The organism is Azonexus hydrophilus, assembly GCF_905120355.1.
GTDB lineage: Bacteria > Pseudomonadota > Gammaproteobacteria > Burkholderiales > Rhodocyclaceae > Azonexus.
The window spans coordinates 46,591-70,408 of the sequence record NZ_CAJHOB010000009.1; the positions used below are offsets into that span (position 1 = coordinate 46,591).

The window sequence follows — 23,818 nt, forward strand, 5'->3', positions numbered from 1 at the left end:
ACTCCTTACTTGAATGCCCCGAAACGGCTGAAGTCGTCGAAATTCAGCCAGATGAAGAAGGCCTTGCCGACAATGTTCGCTTCCGGCACAAAGCCCCAGGCGCGGCTGTCCTTACTGTTGTCGCGGTTGTCACCCATCATGAAGTAATGCCCGGGTGGCACCGTGCAGATTACGCCGCTGGCATTGTACGTACAGTTTTCCCGGTAAGGAAAGGGTTCCACCCCCTGAATGAACGCCGGTGCATCGGCATCGCGCAGGATGCGGTGTTCGACCGCACCGAGCTGCTCGGTGAACTGCTCCGAGTAGTACAAACGCTCACCATGCTGGTAATCCGGCAGCTGCCGGGTTGCCACCGGCGTACCGTTGATGCTCAATTGCTTGTTGATGTAGGCCACGCGATCACCCGGCAAGCCGACAACCCGTTTGATGTAGTCGAGCGACGGATCGTCCGGGTAGCGAAACACCATCACGTCGCCACGCTGCGGCTCGTTCACATCGATGATCTTGGTATTGAGCACCGGCAGGCGAACGCCGTAGGTGTATTTATTGACGAGGATGAAGTCGCCCACCAGCAAGGTCGGGATCATCGAGCCGGACGGAATCTTGAACGGCTCGAACAGGAAGGAGCGCACGACAAAAACCAGCAGGATGACCGGAAAAAAATCCGCTCCCCAGACCACCCAGAGCGGACTCGGCGCATCGGCAGCGCGCTGCTTGCGGAATTTGAATACGTCCAGCGCGTACAGGATGCCGGTCACGACCGACAGCACAAATAGAATCAGGGCAAAGTTCATGCAGTTTTCCAGGCTTCAGCGAGGTTTCAATTATCGACGCGCAACACGGCGAGGAAGGCTTCCTGCGGAATCTCGATGCTTCCGACCTGCTTCATGCGCTTCTTGCCAGCCTTCTGCTTCTCCAGCAGTTTGCGTTTACGCGAAATATCACCGCCATAGCACTTGGCCAGCACATCCTTGCGCAGCGCCTTGACGTTCTCGCGGGAAATGATGTGCGAGCCGATGGCGGCCTGAATGGCAACGTCGTACATCTGACGCGGAATCAGTTCGCGCATCTTGCTGGCCAGTTCGCGACCGCGGTACTGCGCATTGGCGCGGTGCACGATCAGCGACAAGGCGTCCACCTTTTCGCCGTTGATGAGAATATCGAGCTTGACCACGTCGGCCGGGCGATACTCCTTAAAATCGTAGTCGAGCGATGCATAACCCCGCGAACAGGATTTCAGTTTGTCGAAGAAATCCATCACCACTTCGGCCATCGGCATTTCATAAATCACTTTGACCTGGCGACCGTGGTAGTGCATATCCACCTGGTTGCCGCGCTTCTGGTTACACAGGGTGATGACTGCCCCCAGATAATCCTGCGGCACGAAGATGGTGGCCGTGATGATGGGCTCGCGGATTTCTTCCATCTTCTGCACTTCCGGCAATTTGGCCGGGTTTTCCACCTGCAGCACGCTGCCGTCGCGCATGACCACTTCGTACACAACGGTGGGCGCGGTGGTGATCAGATCCTGATCGAACTCGCGTTCCAGGCGTTCCTGCACGATTTCCATGTGCAGCAGGCCGAGGAAACCACAGCGGAAGCCAAAACCCAGAGCCTGCGAAACTTCCGGCTCGTATTGCAGGGAAGCGTCGTTGAGCTTGAGTTTTTCCAGCGCTTCACGCAGCGAATCGTACTGGTTGGCTTCCACCGGATAGAGACCGGCAAATACCTGCGGCTTGATTTCCTTGAATCCAGGCAGCGCCGTCGTCGCCTTGCGCTCGGCATGGGTAATGGTATCGCCCACCTTGGCCGCCTTGAGTTCCTTGATCCCGGCGGTGATGAAGCCCACTTCACCGGCCCGCAGGACATCACGCGCCTGCGCTTTCGGGGTGAACACCCCGACTTGCTCGCACAGCTGATTGGCGCCAGTGGCCATGAAGTGCAGCTTGTCCTTCGGCCGCATTTCGCCATCGACCACGCGCACCAGCATGACCACGCCGACGTAACTATCGAACCAGGAATCGATGATCAATGCTTTCAGCGGTCCGTTCGGCTCGCCTTTCGGCGGCGGCACCCTGGCCACCACCATTTCCAGGATGTCCTGCACGCCGAGACCGGTCTTGGCAGAGGCCAGTACGGCTTCCGAAGCATCGATACCGATCACGTCCTCGATTTCCTGGCGTGCGTTATCCGGATCGGCCGAAGGCAGGTCGATCTTGTTCAGCACCGGCAGCACCTCAACATCGAGTTCGATGGCGGTGTAGCAGTTGGCCACCGTCTGCGCTTCCACCCCTTGCGAGGCATCGACCACCAGCAGCGCGCCTTCACAGGCCGACAGGGAGCGCGACACCTCGTAGGAAAAGTCGACGTGGCCCGGGGTATCGATCAGGTTCAGGTTGTACACCTTGCCGTCACGCGCCTTGTAGCTCAATGCCGCGGTCTGCGCCTTGATGGTGATGCCGCGCTCACGCTCGATATCCATGGAATCGAGGACTTGCGCCTCCATTTCACGATCAGACAAGCCGCCGCAAAAGTGGATGATGCGATCTGCCAGGGTCGATTTACCGTGGTCGATGTGGGCAATGATGGAAAAGTTGCGAATGTGATCCACGTTCTGAATTGATCCAGAAAAAAGGGCGCTGACGGCGCCCTTAAAAATTCGTAAGGTCGTGGATTTTAGCGGATTTCCGCCAAATATTCACGCACTTTGGCCGTCTCCAGGTGGTAATGGCACAGCTCGTTTTCTCCGTGCAGCAGGACGGGCACCAGTTCGTCGTACTTTGCTTCCAGCGCCGGGTCGGCATCCACGTCCAGCACCACCAGCCGCGCGCCACTCTCTGCCAGCAACGGCGCCAGGGCTTCCTGCATGTCGTGACAGAGGTGGCAGTAAGTGCGGCTGATCAGGGTCAGTTCAACGGCCATTACCGTTTCCATTCCCCGCGGCACCGCCACGGATGGTGACGAAAGTCTGCATCTCTCCTCGCCGAATCAGCAGCGTCACATTTGCCGCCGGATCGACCTGATTCAGCAGGCGATTGAGCTGCTCCGCCGATTTCACTTCGCTGGTGCTGCCCTTGCTGATGACCGCCACGATCACGTCGCCCGTACGCAAACCGGAACGGGCCGCCGCGCCGCGCAGTTCCTCGATCAGCACACCACCGTCAAGTTCAAGCTCGCGCCGTTGCGCCGCCGTCAAATCACTCACCACCAGCCCGAGACGGTTGCTGCTGGCAGCGCCCCCCTTGCCGGACAGCGGGCGCGCGGCAACCGTTCCTTCATCGACCATCTGGCCAATCTGGACCGGGATATCGCGCAACTTGCCCTTGCGCCACACCTGCACGCTGGCGCGACTCCCGGGCTTGGCTGCCGCAACTAGGCGGGGCAGTTCTGCCGAGCTGGTGATGGTCTTGCCATCGAACTTGAGGATGACGTCACCGGCTTCCAGGCCCGCCTTGTCGGCCGGCCCGCCACGCTCCACCGCATTGACGACGGCACCGGCCTGCTGCGCCAGACCCAGAGCTTCCGCCAACTCCTTGCTGACTTCCTGAATCACGATGCCCAGGCGGCCACGGCTGACCTTGCCGGTGCTGCGCAGCTGTTGCTGGATGTCCATCGCCACGTCGATCGGAATGGCGAACGACAAGCCCATGAAGCCACCGCTGCGACTGTAGATCTGCGAATTGATGCCGACCACCTCGCCGTTCATGTTGAACAGCGGCCCGCCCGAATTACCTGGATTGATGGCCACATCGGTCTGGATGAAGGGGACGTAATTTTCCTGCGGCAACGCCCGGCCCTTGGCCGACACGATCCCCGCCGTCACCGAATTCTCGAACCCGAAGGGCGAACCGATGGCGACCACCCATTCCCCCACCTTGAGGCGGGCTGCATCACCCAACCGGACCGTCGGTAGGCCGGTTGCATCGATCTTCAGTAACGCCACATCGGCCCGCTTGTCGGCACCGATCACCTTGGCACGGAACTCGCGCTTGTCGGTCAGCCGCACTGTCACCGTATCGGCGCCATCGACGACATGGGCGTTGGTCAGGAGATAGCCGTCGCTACTGATGATGAAGCCGGAGCCGAGGGATTTTTCCGCGTCGCGCTGACCGCCATCGCCTGGATCGCGCGGCATTTGCGGCAGGAATCGGCGGAACAGCTCGAACGCCGGATCGTTTTCGTCAAACGGAAACGGCATGGCCTGCGCGCCCGTGCGCACCCGCTGCGTCGTCGCGATATTGACCACCGCCGGCCCCTGCTGCTCGACCAGCACAGTGAAGTCGGGCAGGCTGCGGCCTTGCGCCGACACGGTGAAACTGAGGCCAGTCAGGCCCAGAAATGAAAAAAGAAGCAGCCAACGAGATAAGCGTCGCATCACAGTTCCTATCCAGTTCAGGTTGTACAAATTTTCCAGGCGCCATTGTGCCCTGAGCCACAGGCACTACCGACCCGTTTATGTAAGCAAATTTGGCCGTTTGTGCGTTTTTCAAGCCTACCAGCGCTGGTCCGGCGCGGTATCGAGCAAGGGACGCAAGCGGCCGGCGACGGCTTCGCGGGCGCGGAAGATACGCGAGCGCACGGTGCCGATCGGGCAATCCATGGTGGCCGCAATTTCTTCGTACGACAGCCCGTCGATTTCGCGCAACATGATGGCCCGACGCAACTCTTCCGGCAGCGCCGCCATGGCTGCATTCACCGTTTCGCCGATCTGCTTGGTCATGAGCAGGCTTTCCGGCGTGTTGATGTCGCGCAGCAGGGCGGCATCGTCAAAACCTTCCGCCTCTTCGGCATCGAAGCCGGTACTGGTCGGCGCGCGCCGACCCTGGGCAACGAGATAATTTTTGGCGGTATTGATGCCGATGCGATACAGCCAGGTGTAAAAGGCGCTGTCTCCGCGAAAACCCGGCAGCGCCCGGTAGGCCTTAATGAAGGCTTCCTGGGCCACGTCTTCGACTTCTGCCGCGTCACGCACGTAACGCGACAGCAGACGCTCCAGTTTGCGCTGATATTTGCTGACCAGTTGATCAAACGCCTTCTGATCGCCACCCTGCGCCCGTTCAACCAAGGCCTGGTCGACCTCGCGCTCGCTCATTTTTATGTACTCTCCGCAAAAGCCCGCTGCCCTGTCTGCCGGCGGGTCCGACAGTATAGCCCAGGCTCAGCTGCCCCCCTGCCTGACGATCTCCGGCCAGGCCATGCGCAGGTAGTAGCCCATCGACCACAGGGTCAACAGAGCGGCCAGCCAGATCAGCCACTCGCCGGCCAGCAGCGTGTCGTATCCCGCCAGCGGCGCCGCGTAGAGCAGCAGGGGAATGGCTGCCATCTGCGCTGCCGTCTTGATTTTCCCCAGCATGGACACAGCCACGTTCCGGGCCGCGCCAATCTTGGCCATCCACTCGCGCAGGGCGGAGATGGTGATTTCACGACCGATGATAATGGCGGCCACGACGGCATCGGCGCGATCCAGCTGCACCAGCATGATCAGGGCCGCAGCAACCATCAGTTTGTCGGCCACCGGATCGAGGAAAGCACCAAAGGCGGAAGTCTGGTTGAGTTTACGCGCGAGATAACCATCGGCCCAATCGGTAAATCCAGCCGCCATGAAGATCAGGGTCGCCGTCAGATTGCGCTCGGCGAGCGTCAGCCACGCATCGGGCAGGTAGTAGACGGCGATGAACAGCGGAATGGCAACGATGCGCAGCCAGGTCAGCAGGATGGGAAGATTGAGCGGCATGGGCGTCAGTTTAAGGCGGAATGTATCTTTTCGGCCAGTTCCCGGCTGATGCCGGGAATTTCCGCCAGTTGCTCGATGCTGGCCCCCCGTACGCCGGACAAACCGCCAAAGCGGGCGATCAGGGCCTTGCGCCGGGCCGGGCCGATGCCAGGCAGGCTATCCAGCGTCGAGGTTTTTCGGCTTTTCGCGCGCTGCCCGCGGTGGCCGGTGATGGCGAAGCGGTGGGCTTCGTCGCGCACTTCCTGAATCAGGTGCAGGGCCGGATGGTCGGCTGGCAGGTTAAGCGGTGCCCGACCGTCTGCCTCGGGAAAGATCAGGCTTTCCAGTCCCGGTTTGCGCGCCTCACCTTTGGCGACCCCGAGCATGTTCAGATGCGTCAGGCCGAGATCGGCCAGTGCTGCCCAGGCGGCCGCCACCTGACCTTTACCCCCGTCGATCAGGATCAGGTCGGGCGCCTTGCCCTCGCCTCCAGCCACACTGTCGTAGCGGCGCAAAACCGCCTGCCGCATGGCGGCATAGTCATCGCCCGGGGTGATGTCGCGGATGTTGAAGCGCCGGTAATCACGCCGCTGCATCGCGTTGCCTTCGTACACCACGCAGGAGGCCACCGCACTCTCGCCCTGGGTATGGCTGATGTCAAAGCATTCGATACGCAGCAGCGATTCGTTCATCTGCAGCACGTCGCGCAAGGCTTCCAGGCGGGCTTCCTGCTGGGCACTCGCCTGATTGCGCGCCAGAATGGCCAGCTCGGCATTTTGCCGCGCCATCTCCACCCAGGCCTTCTGGTTCAGACTGCGCGCTTCAACCAGCGGCACCGGGCGCCCCGCCTGCTCGGCCAGCGTCGCCAGTGCTTCATCGAGATCCTCACCCGCCGGCAGGGGCGACACCAGCACCCGCGCCGGGGCAGGGTGCACGGCATAGTGCTGGCGCAGGAAAGCGAGCAGCGCATCGGCCGCCGTGGAATCGCCGGCATTGCTCGGAAACAGAGGCCGGTCGCCCAGATGCCGACCACCGCGCACCATGGCCAAATTAACGCAGAGCTGGCCGGCGCTGCGCACCGCCACCACCACATCCGCATCCTCCCCCTTGTTGCTGGCAACGAACTGCTTTTCCTGCACCTGATGCAAGGACTGGATCTGATCGCGATACTGCGCAGCCTGCTCGAAAGCCAGCTGCGCCGACGCACTTTCCATCGCCTGCGTCAGCCGCTTGATCACTTCCTGCTGCTTGCCGGACAGGAACATCGCCGCCAGCTGGAGATCGGCCGCATAGCTTTCGGCGCTCACCAGATCGACACAAGGACCGCTGCAACGCTTGATCTGGTACAGGAGACACGGCCGGGAACGGTTGGCGAACACTGTGTCTTCACAAGTGCGCAGGCGAAACATCTTCTGCAGCAGTTGAATGCTGTCGCGCACGGCCCAGGCGGAAGGAAAGGGGCCGTAATAATCGGCCTTGCGATCCGGATTGCCGCGAAAGAAAGCGAGCCGGGGAAATTTGTCGCGCGTCAGCACGATGTAGGGATAGGACTTGTCGTCGCGAAACAGGATGTTGTAGCGCGGCGCCAGCGACTTGATCAGATTGTTTTCCAGCAGCAGGGCTTCCGCCTCGGTACGCGTCGCCGTCGTCTCGATATGGGCGATCTGGCTGACCATGTGCGCGATGCGCGGGCTGGGAAGGTTGCTGCGGAAATAACTCGCCACCCGCTTCTTCAGATTCTTCGCCTTGCCCACGTAAAGCACGGCGCCATCGGCACCCAGCATGCGATACACGCCGGGTAATTCGGTCAGCGTGGCAAGAAAGGCCCGGGCATCGAACAGCGGAGCCGGGCTATCCGGCCCGGCATCTGGCGCAGCGGGCAATTGCGGGGCAGCAGCAGATTCAGTCATGGCCGGGATGTTAACATCGCCCCCCATGCAACGCACCCGCCCCCCACTCCAGTCCTGGGACATTTTCTGCCGCGTCATCGACAATTATGGCGATGCCGGCGTCTGCTGGCGTCTGGCGCGACAACTGGTGCGCGCCCACGGCAAGAGTGTGCGGCTCTGGATTGACCAACCCACCACCCTGCGCGCGCTGTGCCCGATGCTCGCGGCAGACGCTGACCGGCAGCAGCAGGAAGGCGTCACCGTCTGCCACTGGCCAGCACAATTTCCGGCAACAACCGCGGCCGATGTCGTCATCGAAGCCTTCGCCTGCGATCTGCCGCCCCCCTACCTGCAGGCCATGGCGGCACGCAGCACCCCGCCTTGCTGGCTCAATCTTGAATATCTCAGCGCCGAACCCTGGATTGCCGACTGCCACGGCCTGGCCTCACCGCACCCCAGCCTGCCGCTGACGAAATATTTCTTCTTTCCCGGATTCACGGCCCGTAGTGGCGGATTGCTGCGCGAAAACACGGCCGCCGCTACCGCTGCCAACAGCACCGGCCAGCCGCCCAGCCTCAACCTGTTCTGCTATGCCAACGCCCCCGTCGCGGCGCTCCTGAACGCCCTGGGCAACACATCCTGGCAGATCAACGTTTCTCCCGGTCAGCCACGGCAGGCGCTTGGCTCACATTTCGGTGGCGACGGCCCCTGGCAGCACAGCCACCACCACATCAACGCCCTGCCCTTCCTCGCCCCGGACGCCTACGATGCATTGCTGCGCCAAGGTACGGTCAATATCGTGCGCGGCGAAGATTCCTTTGTCCGCGCCCAGCTCGCCGGCCGGCCCTTCCTGTGGCACATTTACCCGCAGGCAGACAACGCCCATCTGGATAAACTCAACGCCTTCCTCGATCTCTACACCGCCGACCTGACCGCCGAGCTGGCACATATCGTGCGCGCCATCTTCCTCGCCTGGAATACGCCTGTTACCGCCGCCCACCTCGCCGCCTGCTGGCACGACTTCCACGCCGCCCTGCCAGCGCTCGCTGCACACGCCCGCTGCTGGCAAGCGCACTGCCAGCAGCTGCCGGAACTAAGCGCTGCGCTGGTCGATTTTTGCCAAAGACTGCCCTCTGGCCACCCCGGCCTCACGGCCTAACTGGCTCCCGGCCCGGTCGCGACAGAAGCCGCCGGATGCCGGGCGCCGTAATCGTACAGGCGGAGGGTTGGCCTTCCATTCAGCATCGGCCACGGCTGACCCTCAGTGGGGAATCGGCTGAAAACCGGCATCGTCAAAATACTTGCTGTAATTGTCGAGCGCACCGATCACCGCGACCGCCCCATCCATGCGCTTGCCCTGTTTGACCTTGCCGCCCATCTGTTCGGCACCGGCCAGCAACTCGGCGACCACGATGTGCAGCTGCGCATCCGCCGCCGGCGGCAGTTTGCAGTTGGCAACGATCTCACCGACCGCGCCTTCCACCTGTTTCGCCAACCCATCGTAGCCCTTGGCCGACATCTTGTTCGCGTGAATGGCATGCAGCGAGGCAGCCATCGACTGGCGGATCTGCCCCATCGCCGCCCGCAGCGGGGCGTCGGTCTGCCATTTCTTGCCGGCATTCAGCTGCAAGCTGGCGGGCGCCGTACCGTGATGGTGCTCGTGGGCATCGGTAGCAGCCAGGGCGGGGCCGGCGGCGGCCAGGGAAAGCACGGTCAGGGCAACGAAGGTATAGGGTTTCATGCGGGGTAATCTCCTGATGGATCAAGCGTTGAAATTGATGCGTAGCGACAACAGCGCCGCTTGCCCCACTTCAACGTTTCTCACCGCCAGATGTTCCCGTCAGTCGCGATGCAGGCGCTCGACACCCGAGGGGCCGGCCGGTTGCGCCAGCAGCAAGGCAGCCAGCCGGTCGCGTTGCGCCGCATCGAGCAGAGCCCTTTCCTTGAGCAGCTGCTCGATCACCCGTTGCTGCTGCACATCCTGCAGCCTGGCGATGGCAAGCCGCTCGGCATCGATGCGGGCAGGATCGGGAACCTCGGCAAAGATGGCTTCGATCAGCCGGACACGATGGGTTTCGATTGCCTGCGTCCCTGCCGCGAGCTGGGCCAGGAAATCCTGTTCCGTTGCATGCCACTGCTGCGTCTGCGCAGGGCTCAGGCCGAGATAGTCAGGCAGCCCCGGAAAACTGTCAGCCATCAGCCCGCGGTAAGCAGCCGCCCCGAGCACGCCGGCGTTAATGAGCAGGGAAAAAATCAGCGCCATGCGCAACAGTTGAGGTTTCATCGGATCACTCCCGTGAGGTTGGCGTGTCGGGTGTAGCAGCTATCCACACCAAGGCAGAGACTGCCTGGCGGCAGTGGGTCAAAAACCTGCATGGCGGCCACGCCGGGGAGCGCCGCCCCCGTGCCAAACAAGGCGGCGCCAAGAGCAAGCCCGAGCGCAACGGAGGCGGTGGCACCGATCCCGACCGGCAGCAGAGCACGCCATCCCGCCCAGAAGGTCGGCCGGGATGGCGAAACAATCGGCGGCAAGCGACCCAGAATGACGCCGGTCAGATCCACCTCCGGCGCCACCGACGGCAAGCGGCCAAGATCGGCAGCGAGATCGGCAAATGCCGACAGGCGGTCGGCACAGCGCGGACACACGCTCAGGTGCGCCGCAAGCTGCTGGCGGGCCGGCGCCGCAAGCTCAGCGTCAAGATAGGCGGACAGCTCATCGTCCGTCACATGGGGGGCAATAGGGGGGGGATGTAAATCACTCATCGCGATGCTCTCCGGTGTAGTCACGGTAATGCAGAAGGGCGGCGGCGCGCGCGCGGGCCAGGCGGGACTTGACGGTGCCTTCGTTGATGCCGAGTGTCACCGCCAGTTCGGCATAACTCATGTCTTCCAACTCGCGCAGCAACAGGATCTCGCGCTGCTCGGCCGGCAGCGCTGCCAAAGCGCGCTCGAGCAGGCGCAGGCGCTGCCGGTCGGCATACTGCTGTTCCGGCGATGGTGCGGAATCGCCCGGCTCGTCAGCGGGGTTTCCGGCATCGTAGGAAACGAAATCAATGCGCTGCTGCCGCCGCAGTACGTCGAAGGCGGCGTTGCGCCCGATCTGGAACAACCAGGTACTGAAGCGAGCCGCTGGTTGCCAGTCCGGCAAAGCACTCCACGCCTTGAGGAAGGTATCCTGCGTCAGATCCATTGCCACCTCCCGACGGCCAAGCAGGCGCAGGAGAAAGTTGAACAAGCGTGCCTGGTGGCGCCGGACCAGACTGGCGAACGCCTGCCGGTCGCCGCCACGGGCCGCCAGCGCCAGGGCACGATCCCTCGCCGCGTCATCACTCTTAGCGTCCATCACCCTGCTGTCCTGGCCTGTACGCCATGCCTGCTCCCTCGTGCCATCGCCAGTATTCATCTTCTGTCAGCGCTGAAACGCATCACGAGCGCAAAAGTTCCAACGCTCTGCCCACAATCTATCTGCTGGAACAACCGCAGGCGCTCATGCATCAAGCTCCCGGCACCGAAGGGGTCGGGAGGGCACGATTGGGATCGTGTGCATTCACATAGGCCAGCAGTTGCTCGCTGATGGCCGCATGCACATGGATGTTGGCGTAGTCGATGGCAGGGTCGATCAGATAATGCATGAGCAGCCGATCCTTGCCATCGGCGGCGGGGGCGATGCCGGTGAAGAAAAAGCCCATCGCTTCCAGGGCCGGCAGCTGGCGGGCGGTTTCCGCTTGCCACAGCGGCAGGACCAATTCCACCACGGCAAGATGCTGTCGGCGCAGCTGGATCAATTGATGCTGCAGGGCCTGAACGCAGTCATTGCCCCAGACCTGCACTTCGAGAATGGCCAGATCGAGGCCGCTGGAGGCACTCATGGAGAGTTCGGTGCGGCCAGTGAGCGGTCGGGCCGGAGGAATTTCGGGGCAGAGTATCGTGCGCCCCATGTTGGCGTAGAGCGCCAGAATCATCTCCCGGTGATGCGGCGGAAGGTAGAGCGTTTGCTCGCGGATGGGTGCGATGGGGCGTTGCGCCAGAATGCAGCTTTCGCGCTGCAGCAGTCGCTCGGCAATGCGGCGGAATTGCACGCTGGCCGGCGCATGCGCCGGCAGCAGGGCACAGTCACTGAAACCCAGGGCATGGCAAAACTGCTGGGTGTAGGTGTGCGCTGTAACCGCCTTGGTGTAGACCATCGCCAAGCCTTGCTGCTGGGCCAATTGCAAGAGGAACTCCCCCAACTTGCGGGCAACCCCCTGGCCCCGGTATTCAGGCCGCGTCACCACAATCGCCAGCTCGGCACCGCCCTCCTGGTCATACACCAATGCCGCATGACCCGCGATCTTGCCGCTGGCGGTGGTAGCCACTGCCGAGCTGATTTCACCGCTGGCATTGAGCGCAACGACCCGCTCCGGGTAATAAATGTGTTCGTAAGGGTAGGAGTAGCCGTAGGCCTCATAGACACAGCGGGCAATCTCGATGGCTTCGTCTGCGCGCATCGGGCGTACCGCCTGAATTGCTTCTCCCACGAGAGGAAGGCTCGGGGCAGGCGGGGCGGCATAGTCGCCGATCAACTGCTGCTGGCGGTGCTTGATCAGGCAGGTTTCCTTGCCGTCCTTGCCCAGGTTGCGGAACACCACCTGATCGAATACCTGTTTCATCAGGAAGGTGCCCAGCCCTCGTTCCAGAGGCGCATCCAGCACATGTTCCGGCTGAAACTCCGGAAGCTGCTCCGGATCGAAGGGCATGCCCTGGTCGCGGATGCAGATTTCCAGGCCCAGGGCGGTGGGGCGGCAGATGACCTGAAAACTGTTGAGTTCGTCCGAGGCAAAAGCGTGCTGGACGACATTCGCCGTCGCTTCTTCGACCCCCAGCTCGATGGCGTCCTGTTCTTCGCCGTTGAAACCGAGTTGCGCCGCCACGCTGCGTACGTGAGCACAAGCCAGCGCTGGCGCGCTGGCCTCGTTGGTCAGGGTCAGGCAGCTGTAACCCGAAATCAGGGGTTCAACTGCCATGGCGCTGATCGAGGACGCGTTTCAGTTTGCCGGTGCGCGGATTGATGACCAGGGCGCTGGCGTCCACCCACTCCACCTGCAGCGGATGTACCAGTTGCTGCTGCAGCAGGTCGGCGTACATGGGCCGACAAGCATAAATGGCGGATTTCACCCGTTCCGCCGCCTGCGCCAGAGCTTCCGGCGTCGCATGCGCGACAATGCGCAGCGTCATCTGATCCCTCTTGTCGTGATGGGTCACGAGCATCTGGAAATTAGCAATCGCCAGCTCCTTGTGGAAAGGTTCCAGCACATGCAGGACGTCTTCCACATACAGGGTCATGGGGCCGACTCGAGCCCCTTCCTCGGAACGACCGAGCAGCTTGAGTTTACGATCCGGGGTGCCGGCCGGTTCGAGCCAGACCGCCCGGTCACCGGCGGGATAACGGATGATGGGCATCAGCAGGCGGGTCAGATTGGTCACCACAACCTTGCCTGGCCGGCCCATCTCTTCGATCACCTGGCCCGTTTCCTCATCGAGAATTTCGAGGTGGGTATAGCGATCGAAGGCCCGGTGCTCATCCGGGCCGCAGCTGAGATCGGCGTACCCGAGCAGACCGGCATCGACACTGGCGTAGCCGACGGAAGCGGCGCGCGCATTGGGGAAGGCCTGGCGCAGGGTATCGCGCTGATCGGGGTAAAGGGATTCGCCACCAAACAAAATACGTTTCAGGCTGGGCAGGGTTTGCCCCTCACTACGCAGGTATTCGGCCAGATTGACCAGGGTGGTCGGCACGCCCGCCAGCACATCGATATCGAAATCGCTGATGGTGTGGGCAATCATCGGAAAATCCGCCCGCCCGGACAAGGGAAACTGCACACAGTTGGCGCGCGCGTGATCGAGCGACTTCATGACAAAAACGAAGGAAGAATACAGCTCACCGGCATAGAAAATATTGGCAACGCGCTCGCCATCCTTGAGTCCACCTGCTTCGAGGGCTTCGCCGAACGCCTCGGTGAAGCTTTGCCACTCCGTCTTTCTGAATGCCGAAAATTTGGGGTCACCGGTCGTACCGCCGCTCTTGAACACGATCCCGTCCTGCAATGGGCCGGTCAGGAGACGGTTATTGCGCACCGTATTGGCTTCCCAATAGGGTTTCTGTTCAACCACGGGCAGGTCGGCGAGCTGGAAATCCGCAGGCAGATTGGCATAGAGCTCACGATAAAAAGGTGACAGGCTGCGGGCAACCGCAACCAGAGTGGGCAAGGGGTAGATGTTCATGCTGGGCTCCGCAGGTCGACGATGTGTTTGAGTTTGCCGGTGCTCGGGGTGGTGGCGAACTCGCTCAGGGAAATGAGGGTCACTTCCAGGTCAGTGAATTTCACTTCATTGACGAACTGGCGCAGGTCCGGGTAATGATCGAGCAGCAATTGCCGCACGCTTGCCGGGGCCAGGCCGCTTTCTGCCTCCAGCAGCACCCGGATCTGATCGTTCCGGCCGGCGTGGCTGAGCTGAAGTTGCACGGCGCCGGCGTAGCCGGCATGGTCGGTGAGCACGCGGCAGAAGGTCTGGTAATTGAAGAAATTGGGAGCGCGGAACAGATCGCCGGTGCGGCCCAGCAGTTCAAAGCGGGGCGACTGGCGGCTGCAGGGGCAGGGTTCGGTGACCCAGCGGCCCATGTCGCCGATCTCGTAACGCGCCACCTTCTGGCCGCGCCGGGCCAGGGAGGTGAAGATCAGCCGTCCTGCTTCCCCCGGAGCGACGGGGCGATCCTCTTCCTGATCAACGATCTCCAGATACTGGGTCTGACTGAGGACGTGGTAGACATTGCCGACGCAGTGCGGACACTGGTAGCCGAGCGGACCGGCATCGTTGCTGCCATAGGCGCCGGCACGAATCAGCTTGACACCGAATTCCTCGGTCAGGCGCTGGCGCAGCTGGGCATTCATATGTTCGCCGCCATAGAAAATCTTCTTCACGCCCTTATAGGCACGCAGCACGTCGGCTTGCTGGGTGAACAGGTTGTTGAGGTAGAAAGGCATGCCGAGCAGGGTGTTGACCCGCTGACTGACGATGGTGTGCGCCACTTCTTCCAGATCGTCGATGCCCCCCATGGGGAACTGGGGGGCGCCCAGGTGTTCGACGATGCTCCAGAAACTGATGAAGCTACCGTACAGGTGGCCGGAGAAATACAGATTCATGACCCGGTCCTGAAGCGGGTCCAGGCCGGCGGCGTAAAGCCCGTCGGCAGCGGCGCGCATCTGGGTGCGGTAGTCGTCCCAGGAGTAGACGGACAGTTTCGGCGCTCCCGAACTGCCACCGCTCTTGAAAAAGAGCTGGGCATGTTGGGGATCGTGGGGCAGGGCCATGAAGCCCTCCTTGGTCAGGATGGGCGTACCGGCCTCGACCGGGGAAGTCGGGGTCTGCAATTCGTCGAAGCTGGAAATCCCCCGCGCCGCCTTGGGCAGTTCAAAGCTGACACGGCGGCAGTAACGCTGCAGGGCATAGACGCCATCGTGGGGACCGCCTACATAGCCGCCCAGTTGTTCGCCGACACGAGTGACCCGGCTGACGCCGGCTGACACCAGATGTGAAGCGATCTGGGCAAAGCGTCCCAGATCGCAAGCCAGGCCCGCCGTCTGCAACCAGGGCCGCATCGGCCGCAGGGTGCGGGTCAGGGCTGGTAGCGGCAGGGGCTTGATCCAGAGGGTGCGGAACAAGGGGGAGGCGCGCAGCACCGGTTCGTCTTCGGCCAGCACCCGCCAGCTGTGGTCCGGTGCGTCAATGACCCGGGTGCGGCCGGAAAAAGCGGCTTCGACCCGAGCCACTTCATTCACCGAGGTAATTTCCGCCCGCTCCTGGGGGCCGGGTTCGAGGACCGGGAAAGTGGCGGAAACCCGGGCCAGCACCTGGGCGAATTTTTCCGCCAGCGCAAACAGGGTATCCCGTTCCGTGGTTTCCACATAGAGGCACTGGGGGCTGGAACAGGCTTGCTGTTCGATCAGGCAGACCTCCCGGGCGACGGCTTCCAGGGCGGCGTCATCTGCCAGCTTTTCGGCGGCCAGGTAGGCGAAGGAAATCTTGTGGCCCCAGTCCACCACCCGGCAGCCGCCGGGGGCCATCTCGCGCACAGCGGCAATTGCAGCTTCGCCTCCCCAGGCGGCAATACCGTCGGCGCAGGCAAAGAGTTGGCGCAGTTTGTCCGACTCCCGGGAGGAAATCCGGGCGGCGTAGATGAAGGGGGCCAGTTCGCCGCTGGGGTCGTGATCCACCAGAGCCTTCAACAACAACTGCGGGAACAGGGTGGCGTCGCTGCTGGTTTTCAGGAAGTTGATGTTGCCCGCCAGTAGCCCTTCAATGACGGACAGGGGTGCGACCGAAGACACATTGCCGGGGGCGATGTGCACCAGAAAACCGAGGGGCGCCCAGGCCTCAAAACGCTCATCCTCGTAGGTAATGCGGCGCGGGGTGAACGGGGCGGTGCTGCCCAGTTCGCGCTCCAGCTTGTATTCCAGCGGTTGGCGCTGGAGAAAGCCAGCCACCGAGTCAACCACAGCCAGAGCGTCAGCGTGACGGGCTTCCGGCGCGGCAAGCAAGGCGTCGAGCAAACGCTGGCGCAGCCCCCCCTCCTGCTGCAGGCTCTGGCCCAGGGCCTGCGCCGCCTGGAGCAGGGCCCTCAGGGGCGGTGGACGATCCAGGTCGGCGGCCAGCTGGGTGGCTAGTTGCGGCAGATGGCTTGCCAGTTCTTCGTCATCCAGCCATTGGCCGCGCCACAGATGGGGCTTCATGCTGCTCTCCCTTTCAATAATTCCGCTGCGGCAATGGCGCAGCTTTTGTTTTTGGATACCCCGGCGCGGCCCAGGGGGACGAAGAAAGGCGTGTTCAGGCCACAACTGCAGGCGCTGCCCGGATGCCAGGCCGCCAGATCGCCCATCAGGACGCTGTGTACGGGCACCGAGGTGACGTAGGGCGTGACGAAGTTGAGGAAGCCGGGAACACCGGGAGGATTGGCTTCCAGGGTCTTCACATCACGAATGAAAATGCGCGACCAGACCGGGACGTGGAAATTGTGGGCGGCACACTCCGCGTAGGGCACGCTGTGCTCCACCGAGCCATAACCGTCGCGGATGCGCTGATCGGGAATGCCGAGCTGGCGGTGGATGGCGCCATAGAGTTCGGATTTGGGAATGGCCTTGTCGGCCTGGCCTTTCCAGCCGCCTCCGAAAAACACCAGGGAGTCGGGATGCAGCTTGAGCGGCGGCAATTCGAGCGCCTGCATGCGCTGCAAGGCAGCATGCAGGAAGGCGGGGAACCCGAAGATACGCACCGGCAGCCCGGATTCGGCATACTCCTGCAGGGTACGCAGGGTGCCATAGACATCAAATTCGTGACTCCCCTGGCCGGTACGGCGCAAGGCGTAGTTGAGCTGATGGATGGGGGCAAAGCTGCAGAGGAAATTGGCGGTGTAGGAGGTACCGACCTTCCAGTTGGTTTCCGGTTCGTAATTGAAGAGCAGGTAATTGACGGGGTGTTGCGGCGTGTTCCAGCCGTAGTAGTCAAAAATATTGCGCACCATCCGTTGCCCGGCGCCGATCGACCAGGCATCGAAGAAAATCTGCGACTTCTGGCCGGTGGTGCCGGAGGAGGTCAGGTGCAGGGTGATGGATTCACGGGGAACGGAGAGGATTTCGTGGGTCTTGAAAAAATTGGCATGGATCAGAGGCAAGGCCACACAGTCGCCGGCCGTCTGCAACTGCTGGCAGGAAAAGCCCCGTTCTTCCAGCAGACGGGCGTAGAAAGGAGAACGCGCCTGATGCCAAGCGACGATCTCGCGCATGGCGGCAGCAAACAACACATCGCTCGCAGCACTGGTTGCGTAGGGATCGGTCTGATCGCACAGCGACTGGACCTGCAACAAGGCGGCGGGATCGGGAACACTTAAAGAGGCTGTAGGCATGGCTGTGTCCGGCATGGTAAGGATGAATAAAAGAAAGACTGCAGCCCCGCCTCAGAGTCAGGCAGCGCCGCCACCCTCCCTGGGTAGGCTGAATCCGATTGTGAGCACATTGCGGTCAGCGCGGCGTTGATAGGCCACCGAATCGGCCAGCTGACGAGTCAGAAAAATGCCCAGGCCACCGATCGGCCGATCGGCAAGCGGTAGGCCGGTATCCGGCGCCGGGTGGGATAAAGGATTGAAGGCGATGCCGTCATCCTGCACCTCAAGCTGCAGCCGCTGTGCATGGCGCTCAAGGCGTACCTGGATCAGTCGTCCGCGCCCCGGATCGCCGTGCAGGATGATGTTGCTCACGACCTCTTCCAGAGCAAACAAAACATGAAAAGCCGTTTCCGCATCCAGCGCCTGTTGGTCGAGAAATTGCTGCACCCCGGCCTGCGCCTGCTCAAGCGCTGCCAGGGAGTTGCCGATCACGAGGTCGATGGAGGCCATGGCCGGCTACTCGATCCTGATGACCTTGTCGAGGCCTGCCATGACAAATACTTTCTCGATCGCCGGACTCGGTGCCGTCAGGGAAAACCGCTCCGCCCCCAGTTTGCGCACACTCATCAGGCACAAACGCAGGAACGACGAGGCAATGAAGCTCACTTCCTGCAAATCGAATACAACTGGCAGCTCCGTAGCTTCAATCTGCGTCATCAATTCATTCTGAATGGTGGAGCATCTGGCCGTATCGAGCCGACCCGCGAAAGCGATCCGCAATTTATCTGCCTGCAGGACATAGGTCACCATAAACATCCTTTCTCGCATGGAGGTCTTGCCGTCGCTGGCGACAATGCCGCACAGCCGCCGCGCCAGCGCATGCGCCTGAATTGCAAGCACAGCACCACCGGTGCGTGATTTTCATACAAAAAGTCGACTCTGTTGAATTTTTCTCACATGCCGGTGCAATTTCTGCGCTTGCAAAACGTCCAGGGATGGCAGAGGCGACAAATCGGGGCGTGTTACCATCGCCGCAAAAGGACTCCAGCCCAAAGGGCAGACGCGGCGGTGCATGCCAACCCAGAACACGATGCTGTCACAGCTGCTGGCGCTGCCGCAGCCAGCCAGGACACGATGACGTTACACAAGGGCAGCCGACTTCTGGGCAGCCGGCTTCTCCCGCGAACGATTGCGGCACGCCTGATTCTCCTGGTCACGCTGGGCACCTCGCTCATCCTGGCGGGCATACTCGGCTTCAGCCACCTGCGGGCACGGGCGCTGATCGAGGCCGAAGTCGCCAGCAGCGCCCGTTATCTGGCGCTGGCCTCAGCCCATCGCGTCGAAGCGGCGCTGAGCACCACGGCCAGAGTGGTCGAGATCATGGCGCTGCAACTGGAACAGCAGAACCACGACGCGATCGATGCGCCAGCCCTGCAGCGGTTGCTGCGCCGCACCCTCGAAAACAACCCGGAAATCTACGGCACGGCCATCGCCTTCGATTACGACGGCAGCGCTGACTCACCGCGCCGCTACGCCCCCTATCTGTACCGGCAAGACGCGCAGATCCACGCCATGCAACTCGAAGATGTCTACGACTACAGGCGCCAGGACTGGTACCAGATTCCGCGCGAGCTTGACCAGGCCGGGTGGAGCGAACCCTATTTCGACGCGGACGCCGGCAACACCCTCATGGCCACCTACGCTGTCCCATTCCACCGCGGCAGCGGCGCCACACGTCACATTGCCGGCATCGTGACCGCCGATATCGCCCTCGACTGGCTGGCGCAGACAATTGGCGCGATCAAGGTGCTGGATACCGGATACGCCTTCCTCCTTTCGCGCCACGGATCGATCCTGACGCATCCGGTCAGCGACCACATCATGAATGAATCCATTTTCAGTCTGGCTGAGGCCGCCGACGATCCGGTGCTGCGCGAGCTTGGCCGGCGCATGTTGCGCGGCGAAAGTGGTTTCGTCCCCTACCACGGCTTTGCCGGCATGCCCGCCCGGCTGTACTACGGCCCGATTCCAGCAACCGGCTGGTCGCTGGGCATCGTTTTTCCTGAACACGAGCTGTTTGCCGATATCCGGGAAATGACCCTGACCGTCGCCGCAATCGGTCTGCTCGGCATCCTGCTGATCTGCCTGGTCGTGGCCGTGACCGCCCGCTCCATCACCCGCCCGCTGCACAGCCTGGCCAGCGCCGCCAGCCGCATGCGCAACGGTGATTTTGCGGTGCGCCTCCCCGCCCAGACCGCACGCGACGAAGTTGGCGACCTGAGCCGGGCCTTCGCTGCCATGCACCGCGATCTGCAGACACACATCCGGGATCTGGTGGCCACTACCGCAGCCAAGGAACGCATCGAAGGCGAACTGAGCATCGCCCACGACATCCAGATGTCGATCCTGCCGAAGATGCTGCCGCCCTTCTTCAGCCACCCGGCCTTCACTCTGTTTGCCGTCGTCGAGCCGGCCAGGGAAGTGGGTGGCGATTTCTACGATTTCTTCCTGCTCGATGACGACCACCTCTGCCTGGTCATCGCCGACGTCTCCGGCAAAGGCGTACCGGCCTCGCTGTTCATGGCCGTCACCAAGACCTTGATCAAGGCCACCGCCAAGGCAACACTCAACCCGGCCGAAATTCTGGGGCAGGTCAATCGGCAGATCAGCCACGACAACGACCAAAGCATGTTCGTCACCGTGTTCTGCGCCATCCTGGATTTGCGCAACGGCACCCTCACCTATACCAACGCCGGCCACAATCCACCGTTGCTGCTGCCGGTTCAGGGCGCCCCCCATTATTTGTCCGGCAACCCGCAGCTGGTCATTGGCGCCTGCGAGGATTACGTCTATCAGACCGCTCGCACCCAGCTGGCGCCGGGGGATTGTCTGTTGCTGTACACCGACGGCGTCACCGAAGCCATGAACCTGCAGGATGATCTGTACAGCGAAGAACGCCTGCTCGCTGTTGCCGCCGAACGACAACACCAGTCCGTCGGCGAGCTCATCAAGGGGATCACTTCCAGTATCCGCGACTTCGCCGCTGGCGCCCCGCAATCTGACGACATCACCCTCATGGCAATCGGCTACCGCGGCCCGGGTGACGGCTAAGCCACAACAAGGGCAACAAAAAAGCCGGCAGCCCCGAACTATCGGGATGCCGGCCTTGCTGGGGGTGTTTTCAGGTCCGTGGTGCTCTGGGCGAGACTCGAACTCGCATGCCTCGCGGCACTACCCCCTCAAGATAGCGTGTCTACCAATTTCACCACCAGAGCAGTTTTTCGACGACGAATGCTTGAATTCTTGGTGCCCAGGAGAAGACTCGAACTTCCACGCCTTGCAGCGCTAGTACCTGAAACTAGTGCGTCTACCAATTCCGCCACCTGGGCAGGCGTCGAAAGGCGCGCATTGTACGAGGGAAAGCGGGATTTGCCAACAATTTTCCTGACTTTTTCCGGCCCGTGACCACCCCGCCCTCACCTGCCTGCTTTTACCCAAGAAAACTCGGCGGCATCTGCGCCGCAACGATTTCACCACGGGCAGTCGCAACACCCTCGGCGTAGACGGTTGCCTCGACGATCACCTTGCGCCCGCGGATTTCCTTTACCCGGCCGCGAATTTCCAGCTCCGGGCCGAGCGGCGTCGGTTTCAGGTAATCGACATGCAGCGAGGCCGTCACGAAACGGAACGGCGGTTCGCTGTCCATGGCGCGATTTTCGGCACGATACATGGCTGCTGCAGCCGTGCCGGTGCCGTGACAATCGATCAGTGACGCCAGCAATCCGCCGTAAACGTAGCCGGGGATGGCGGTGTGCTCCGGGCGCGGGGTGTAGCGGGTGACGGTTTCATCGCCGTCCCAGTACGTCTTGATCTGATGGCCGTCCGGGTTCGATTTACCGCAGCCGTAGCAGTGGGCGACATTGTCCGGGTAGTAGTCCTGAAAAGCCTGCATGTTCATCTCCTGTCGTTGTGGTTAACATCAGCGGCCGATGATAGATGGAGCCAGCGTGAATGCAGAGTGCCCCCGGCGCCAGCAAGCATGCAAAAGCCGCCAGCCCGGCACACGGCGTTTTTGATTGACATCAAGCGTGTTCAACGACCCGCGTCGCTATAATCCGCAAAAATCTCACTTGGGTGTTTCATGAAAATAATCAATGCATTGGCATGCGCCGCCCTGCTCTGCGGCAACCTGATGGCGGCGGAAACAGCGGCCAAAATCGACGTCGAAAAAGCCAAGGATATTTACGGCCCCTGCGCCGCCTGCCATGGAGAGTTTGGCGCTGGCGGCAAAAAGGGAGAGTACCCGCGCGTGGCCGGTCAGCATGCGCGTTACCTGTACGAGCAGCTGAAAAACTTCCAGACCCAGCATCGGGTCAACATCCCGATGATTCCCTACACCAAGGAACGTGAGCTACCCGAAGAAGACATGCGGCTGGTCTCGGACTGGCTCGCCAGCGTGCGGCTATCGACAAAAATGCCTGAGTTCAAGGGCGATGAAGACGCGCTGACCCGACTCAACATGGTGGAAAAAGTCATGATCATTCCGCGTGTAGTCGGCGATATCGAGAAGGGCGGCGTCGTCTATCAGGACAAATGCGGCAGCTGTCACGGCCGGCAGGGCATGGGGCGCGGCCTCTTTCCCATGCTGACCGGCCAGTACACCAATTACCTGAAAAAGCAGATCGACATTTACCTGCGCGGCGAACGGCCGCACGAAGATGAAGACCCCCAGGTCACCGTGCTGAAGGAAATTTCTGCCGATGACATCCAGAACATCCTGGCCTATCTGACGACACTGCAGCCGACGGAATAACGGCCACACCCGGCCGGTGGTGTGCAACGTCCAGTTTGCGCCGCCGGCCACGGGTCGTTATAGTGCGTCCCCCATTCCGGCATCCGCACAGTCATGTTCCGTACCCTGCACAGCCCGGCCATCTGGGCGATCACCTTGGCCGCCGCCGGCATCCTCATGGTCACCATGGGGATACGCCAGTCGTTTGGCCTGTTCATCGCCCCGATTGATGAAACCACCGGTCTGGGCGTGGTCGCCATCAGCTTTGCGCTGGCGGTCGGGCAATTCACCTGGGGCGCGATCCAGCCTGTCGCCGGTGCAGTCGCCGACCGCTACGGCCCTCGCCCGGTGCTGCTTGCCGCTCTTCTGGTGCTGGCCATCGGCTGCGCGGCCACACCTTTCGTCGGCAGCGGTTTCGGTCTGGTGCTGACGCTGGGCGTGCTGGCCGCAGCGGGTTCCGGCGCGGGGAGTTTCTCGGTGCTGATCGGCGCCGCCGCGCAACGCCTGCCACTTGAATCGCGCGGCGCGGCTTCTGGCGTCATCAATGCCGGAGGCTCTTTCGGCCAGTTCATCTTTGCGCCAATCACGCAAAAACTGATTCAGGGCATCGGCTGGATGGGCGGCCTATGGGCGATGGCGGTTGCCGCGCTCGCAGCCATTCCCCTGGTGTTCCGCCTGACCGCCAGCCAGCCGGCGGCACATCCGGCGCACGAAAGCGACCAGGGTTTGCGCCACGCCATCGTCAACGCTCTGCAAGACCGCAGTTATCTACTCCTCAGCGCCGGTTTCTTCACCTGCGGCTTCCACATCGCCTTTCTCGTCACCCATCTACCCGGCGAAGTCAATCTGTGCGGCCTGCCAGCCAGCGTCGCCAGCTGGTCGCTCGCCATCATCGGTTTGTTCAATGTCTTTGGCAGCCTTTATGCTGGCCACTGTGTGTCACGCTACCGCAGCAAGTACGTGCTGGCCGTCATGTACGGCTCACGCGTGCTGTTAGTCGCGATGTACCTGCTGCTGCCACGCACCGACTGGACTTTCTACCTTTTCGCCGCCGGCCTCGGCTTCACCTGGCTCGCCACCGTGCCACCCACCGCCACCATCATCGGCAAGCTATTCGGCACCCGCTACCTTGGCACCCTGTTCGGCATCGCCATGCTCTCGCACCAGATCGGCGGCTTCCTCGGCGCCTGGCTGGGCGGTCTGGCCATCGCCCATTTCGGCGACTTCAGCTGGATGTGGTACGCCGACATGGCCCTCGCTGCCTTTGCCGCACTGGTGAATCTGCCCATCCGGGAAGCGCCGCTAACACAGCCAACAGCCCCCGCCTGAGCCGACATTTTTTGCAGAACGGCTGTTGACAAGGCTTTGGGAGCGTCTATAATGCGCGCTCTGTTCGTTGCGGCAGTAGCTCAGTTGGTAGAGCGATACCTTGCCAAGGTATAGGTCGAGAGTTCGAGACTCTTCTGCCGCTCCAGATTACTCGGGGAAGCTCAGGCTTCCCCGAACCA

The 23,818-nt window shown here is 62.0% G+C and carries 22 protein-coding genes and 3 tRNA genes; 5 read left to right on the forward strand and 20 right to left on the reverse strand.

Annotation, left to right across the window (positions count from 1 at the left end):
• Positions 1–5 precede the first annotated feature (5 nt).
• From lepB to uvrC, 7 genes are all read right to left on the reverse strand, one after another.
• Positions 6–794, reverse strand: coding sequence for a signal peptidase I (gene lepB / locus JYJ39_RS08710; protein ID WP_205203679.1), 789 nt, complete (start codon positions 792–794; stop codon positions 6–8).
• 26 nt (positions 795–820) lie between these two features.
• Complete coding sequence (gene lepA, locus JYJ39_RS08715) at positions 821–2,611, reverse strand: translation elongation factor 4 (protein WP_205203681.1); 1,791 nt, start codon at positions 2,609–2,611, stop codon at positions 821–823.
• 65 nt (positions 2,612–2,676) lie between these two features.
• Entirely contained in the window at positions 2,677–2,922 is a 246-nt protein-coding gene (locus tag JYJ39_RS08720; protein WP_205203683.1) for a glutaredoxin family protein, read from the reverse strand.
• Positions 2,912–4,375, reverse strand: coding sequence for a DegQ family serine endoprotease (locus JYJ39_RS08725; protein ID WP_205203685.1), 1,464 nt, complete (start codon positions 4,373–4,375; stop codon positions 2,912–2,914). The genes JYJ39_RS08720 and JYJ39_RS08725 overlap by 11 nt, the downstream gene beginning before the upstream one ends.
• Positions 4,376–4,492: 117 nt before the next feature.
• Positions 4,493–5,092 (reverse strand): RNA polymerase sigma factor RpoE, encoded by a 600-nt coding sequence (rpoE, locus tag JYJ39_RS08730; protein WP_205203686.1) that lies wholly within the window; start codon positions 5,090–5,092, stop codon positions 4,493–4,495.
• A gap of 66 nt (positions 5,093–5,158) precedes the next feature.
• A complete protein-coding gene (gene pgsA / locus JYJ39_RS08735) occupies positions 5,159–5,734 on the reverse strand; it encodes a CDP-diacylglycerol--glycerol-3-phosphate 3-phosphatidyltransferase (RefSeq protein WP_205203687.1) in 576 nt (191 codons plus the stop codon).
• Positions 5,735–5,739: 5 nt separating this feature from the next.
• Entirely contained in the window at positions 5,740–7,623 is a 1,884-nt protein-coding gene (gene uvrC / locus JYJ39_RS08740) for an excinuclease ABC subunit UvrC (RefSeq protein WP_205203688.1), read from the reverse strand.
• Between the two features lie 25 nt (positions 7,624–7,648).
• Here uvrC and earP point away from each other — a divergent pair, with 25 nt between their 5' ends.
• Positions 7,649–8,761 (forward strand): elongation factor P maturation arginine rhamnosyltransferase EarP, encoded by a 1,113-nt coding sequence (gene earP / locus JYJ39_RS08745; protein ID WP_205203689.1) that lies wholly within the window; start codon positions 7,649–7,651, stop codon positions 8,759–8,761.
• A 102-nt stretch (positions 8,762–8,863) separates the two neighbouring features.
• Here the strand turns inward: earP and JYJ39_RS08750 are convergent, their stop codons facing one another.
• From JYJ39_RS08750 to JYJ39_RS08795, 10 genes are all read right to left on the reverse strand, one after another.
• A complete protein-coding gene (locus JYJ39_RS08750) occupies positions 8,864–9,343 on the reverse strand; it encodes a hypothetical protein (RefSeq protein WP_205203690.1) in 480 nt (159 codons plus the stop codon).
• Between the two features lie 99 nt (positions 9,344–9,442).
• Positions 9,443–9,886 (reverse strand): Spy/CpxP family protein refolding chaperone, encoded by a 444-nt coding sequence (locus JYJ39_RS08755; protein WP_205203691.1) that lies wholly within the window; start codon positions 9,884–9,886, stop codon positions 9,443–9,445.
• The gene (locus JYJ39_RS08760; protein ID WP_205203693.1) at positions 9,883–10,365 is read right to left on the reverse strand and encodes an anti-sigma factor family protein; all 483 of its coding nucleotides are present in this window, start codon (positions 10,363–10,365) and stop codon (positions 9,883–9,885) included. The genes JYJ39_RS08755 and JYJ39_RS08760 overlap by 4 nt, the downstream gene beginning before the upstream one ends.
• Positions 10,358–10,945 carry an RNA polymerase sigma factor gene (locus JYJ39_RS08765; RefSeq protein ID WP_205203694.1) on the reverse strand — a complete coding sequence of 196 codons (588 nt, stop codon included), beginning with the start codon at positions 10,943–10,945 and terminating at the stop codon, positions 10,358–10,360. Before JYJ39_RS08765 ends, JYJ39_RS08760 begins: the two co-directional genes overlap by 8 nt.
• 151 nt (positions 10,946–11,096) lie before the next feature.
• Positions 11,097–12,605 carry a GNAT family N-acetyltransferase gene (locus JYJ39_RS08770; protein ID WP_205203695.1) on the reverse strand — a complete coding sequence of 503 codons (1,509 nt, stop codon included), beginning with the start codon at positions 12,603–12,605 and terminating at the stop codon, positions 11,097–11,099.
• Entirely contained in the window at positions 12,595–13,863 is a 1,269-nt protein-coding gene (locus tag JYJ39_RS08775) for a phenylacetate--CoA ligase family protein (protein WP_205203696.1), read from the reverse strand. The genes JYJ39_RS08770 and JYJ39_RS08775 overlap by 11 nt, the downstream gene beginning before the upstream one ends.
• Positions 13,860–16,370, reverse strand: coding sequence for an acyl-CoA reductase (locus JYJ39_RS08780; protein WP_205203697.1), 2,511 nt, complete (start codon positions 16,368–16,370; stop codon positions 13,860–13,862). Before JYJ39_RS08780 ends, JYJ39_RS08775 begins: the two co-directional genes overlap by 4 nt.
• The gene (locus JYJ39_RS08785; RefSeq protein WP_205203698.1) at positions 16,367–17,539 is read right to left on the reverse strand and encodes a hypothetical protein; all 1,173 of its coding nucleotides are present in this window, start codon (positions 17,537–17,539) and stop codon (positions 16,367–16,369) included. Before JYJ39_RS08785 ends, JYJ39_RS08780 begins: the two co-directional genes overlap by 4 nt.
• A 57-nt stretch (positions 17,540–17,596) precedes the next feature.
• A complete protein-coding gene (locus JYJ39_RS08790; protein WP_205203699.1) occupies positions 17,597–18,028 on the reverse strand; it encodes an ATP-binding protein in 432 nt (143 codons plus the stop codon).
• A gap of 6 nt (positions 18,029–18,034) precedes the next feature.
• The gene (locus tag JYJ39_RS08795) at positions 18,035–18,418 is read right to left on the reverse strand and encodes an STAS domain-containing protein (RefSeq protein WP_205203700.1); all 384 of its coding nucleotides are present in this window, start codon (positions 18,416–18,418) and stop codon (positions 18,035–18,037) included.
• 234 nt (positions 18,419–18,652) lie between these two features.
• Here JYJ39_RS08795 and JYJ39_RS08800 point away from each other — a divergent pair, with 234 nt between their 5' ends.
• Positions 18,653–20,629, forward strand: coding sequence for a SpoIIE family protein phosphatase (locus JYJ39_RS08800; RefSeq protein WP_205203702.1), 1,977 nt, complete (start codon positions 18,653–18,655; stop codon positions 20,627–20,629).
• A 79-nt stretch (positions 20,630–20,708) separates the two neighbouring features.
• On the opposite strand, the gene JYJ39_RS08805 is transcribed toward JYJ39_RS08800, so the two are convergent.
• The 3 genes from JYJ39_RS08805 to JYJ39_RS08815 form a co-directional block, all read right to left on the reverse strand.
• Positions 20,709–20,793, reverse strand: a tRNA-Leu gene (locus JYJ39_RS08805).
• Between the two features lie 29 nt (positions 20,794–20,822).
• A tRNA-Leu gene (locus tag JYJ39_RS08810) sits at positions 20,823–20,907 on the reverse strand.
• A 101-nt stretch (positions 20,908–21,008) separates the two neighbouring features.
• A complete protein-coding gene (locus JYJ39_RS08815; RefSeq protein ID WP_205203703.1) occupies positions 21,009–21,470 on the reverse strand; it encodes a PaaI family thioesterase in 462 nt (153 codons plus the stop codon).
• 189 nt (positions 21,471–21,659) lie between these two features.
• On the opposite strand from JYJ39_RS08815, the gene JYJ39_RS08820 reads away from it, so the two are divergent.
• From JYJ39_RS08820 to JYJ39_RS08830, 3 genes are all read left to right on the forward strand, one after another.
• Positions 21,660–22,331 carry a c-type cytochrome gene (locus tag JYJ39_RS08820; protein ID WP_205203704.1) on the forward strand — a complete coding sequence of 224 codons (672 nt, stop codon included), beginning with the start codon at positions 21,660–21,662 and terminating at the stop codon, positions 22,329–22,331.
• A gap of 93 nt (positions 22,332–22,424) precedes the next feature.
• Entirely contained in the window at positions 22,425–23,639 is a 1,215-nt protein-coding gene (locus tag JYJ39_RS08825) for an MFS transporter (RefSeq protein ID WP_205203705.1), read from the forward strand.
• Positions 23,640–23,708: 69 nt separating this feature from the next.
• Positions 23,709–23,784, forward strand: a tRNA-Gly gene (locus JYJ39_RS08830).
• Positions 23,785–23,818 lie beyond the last annotated feature (34 nt).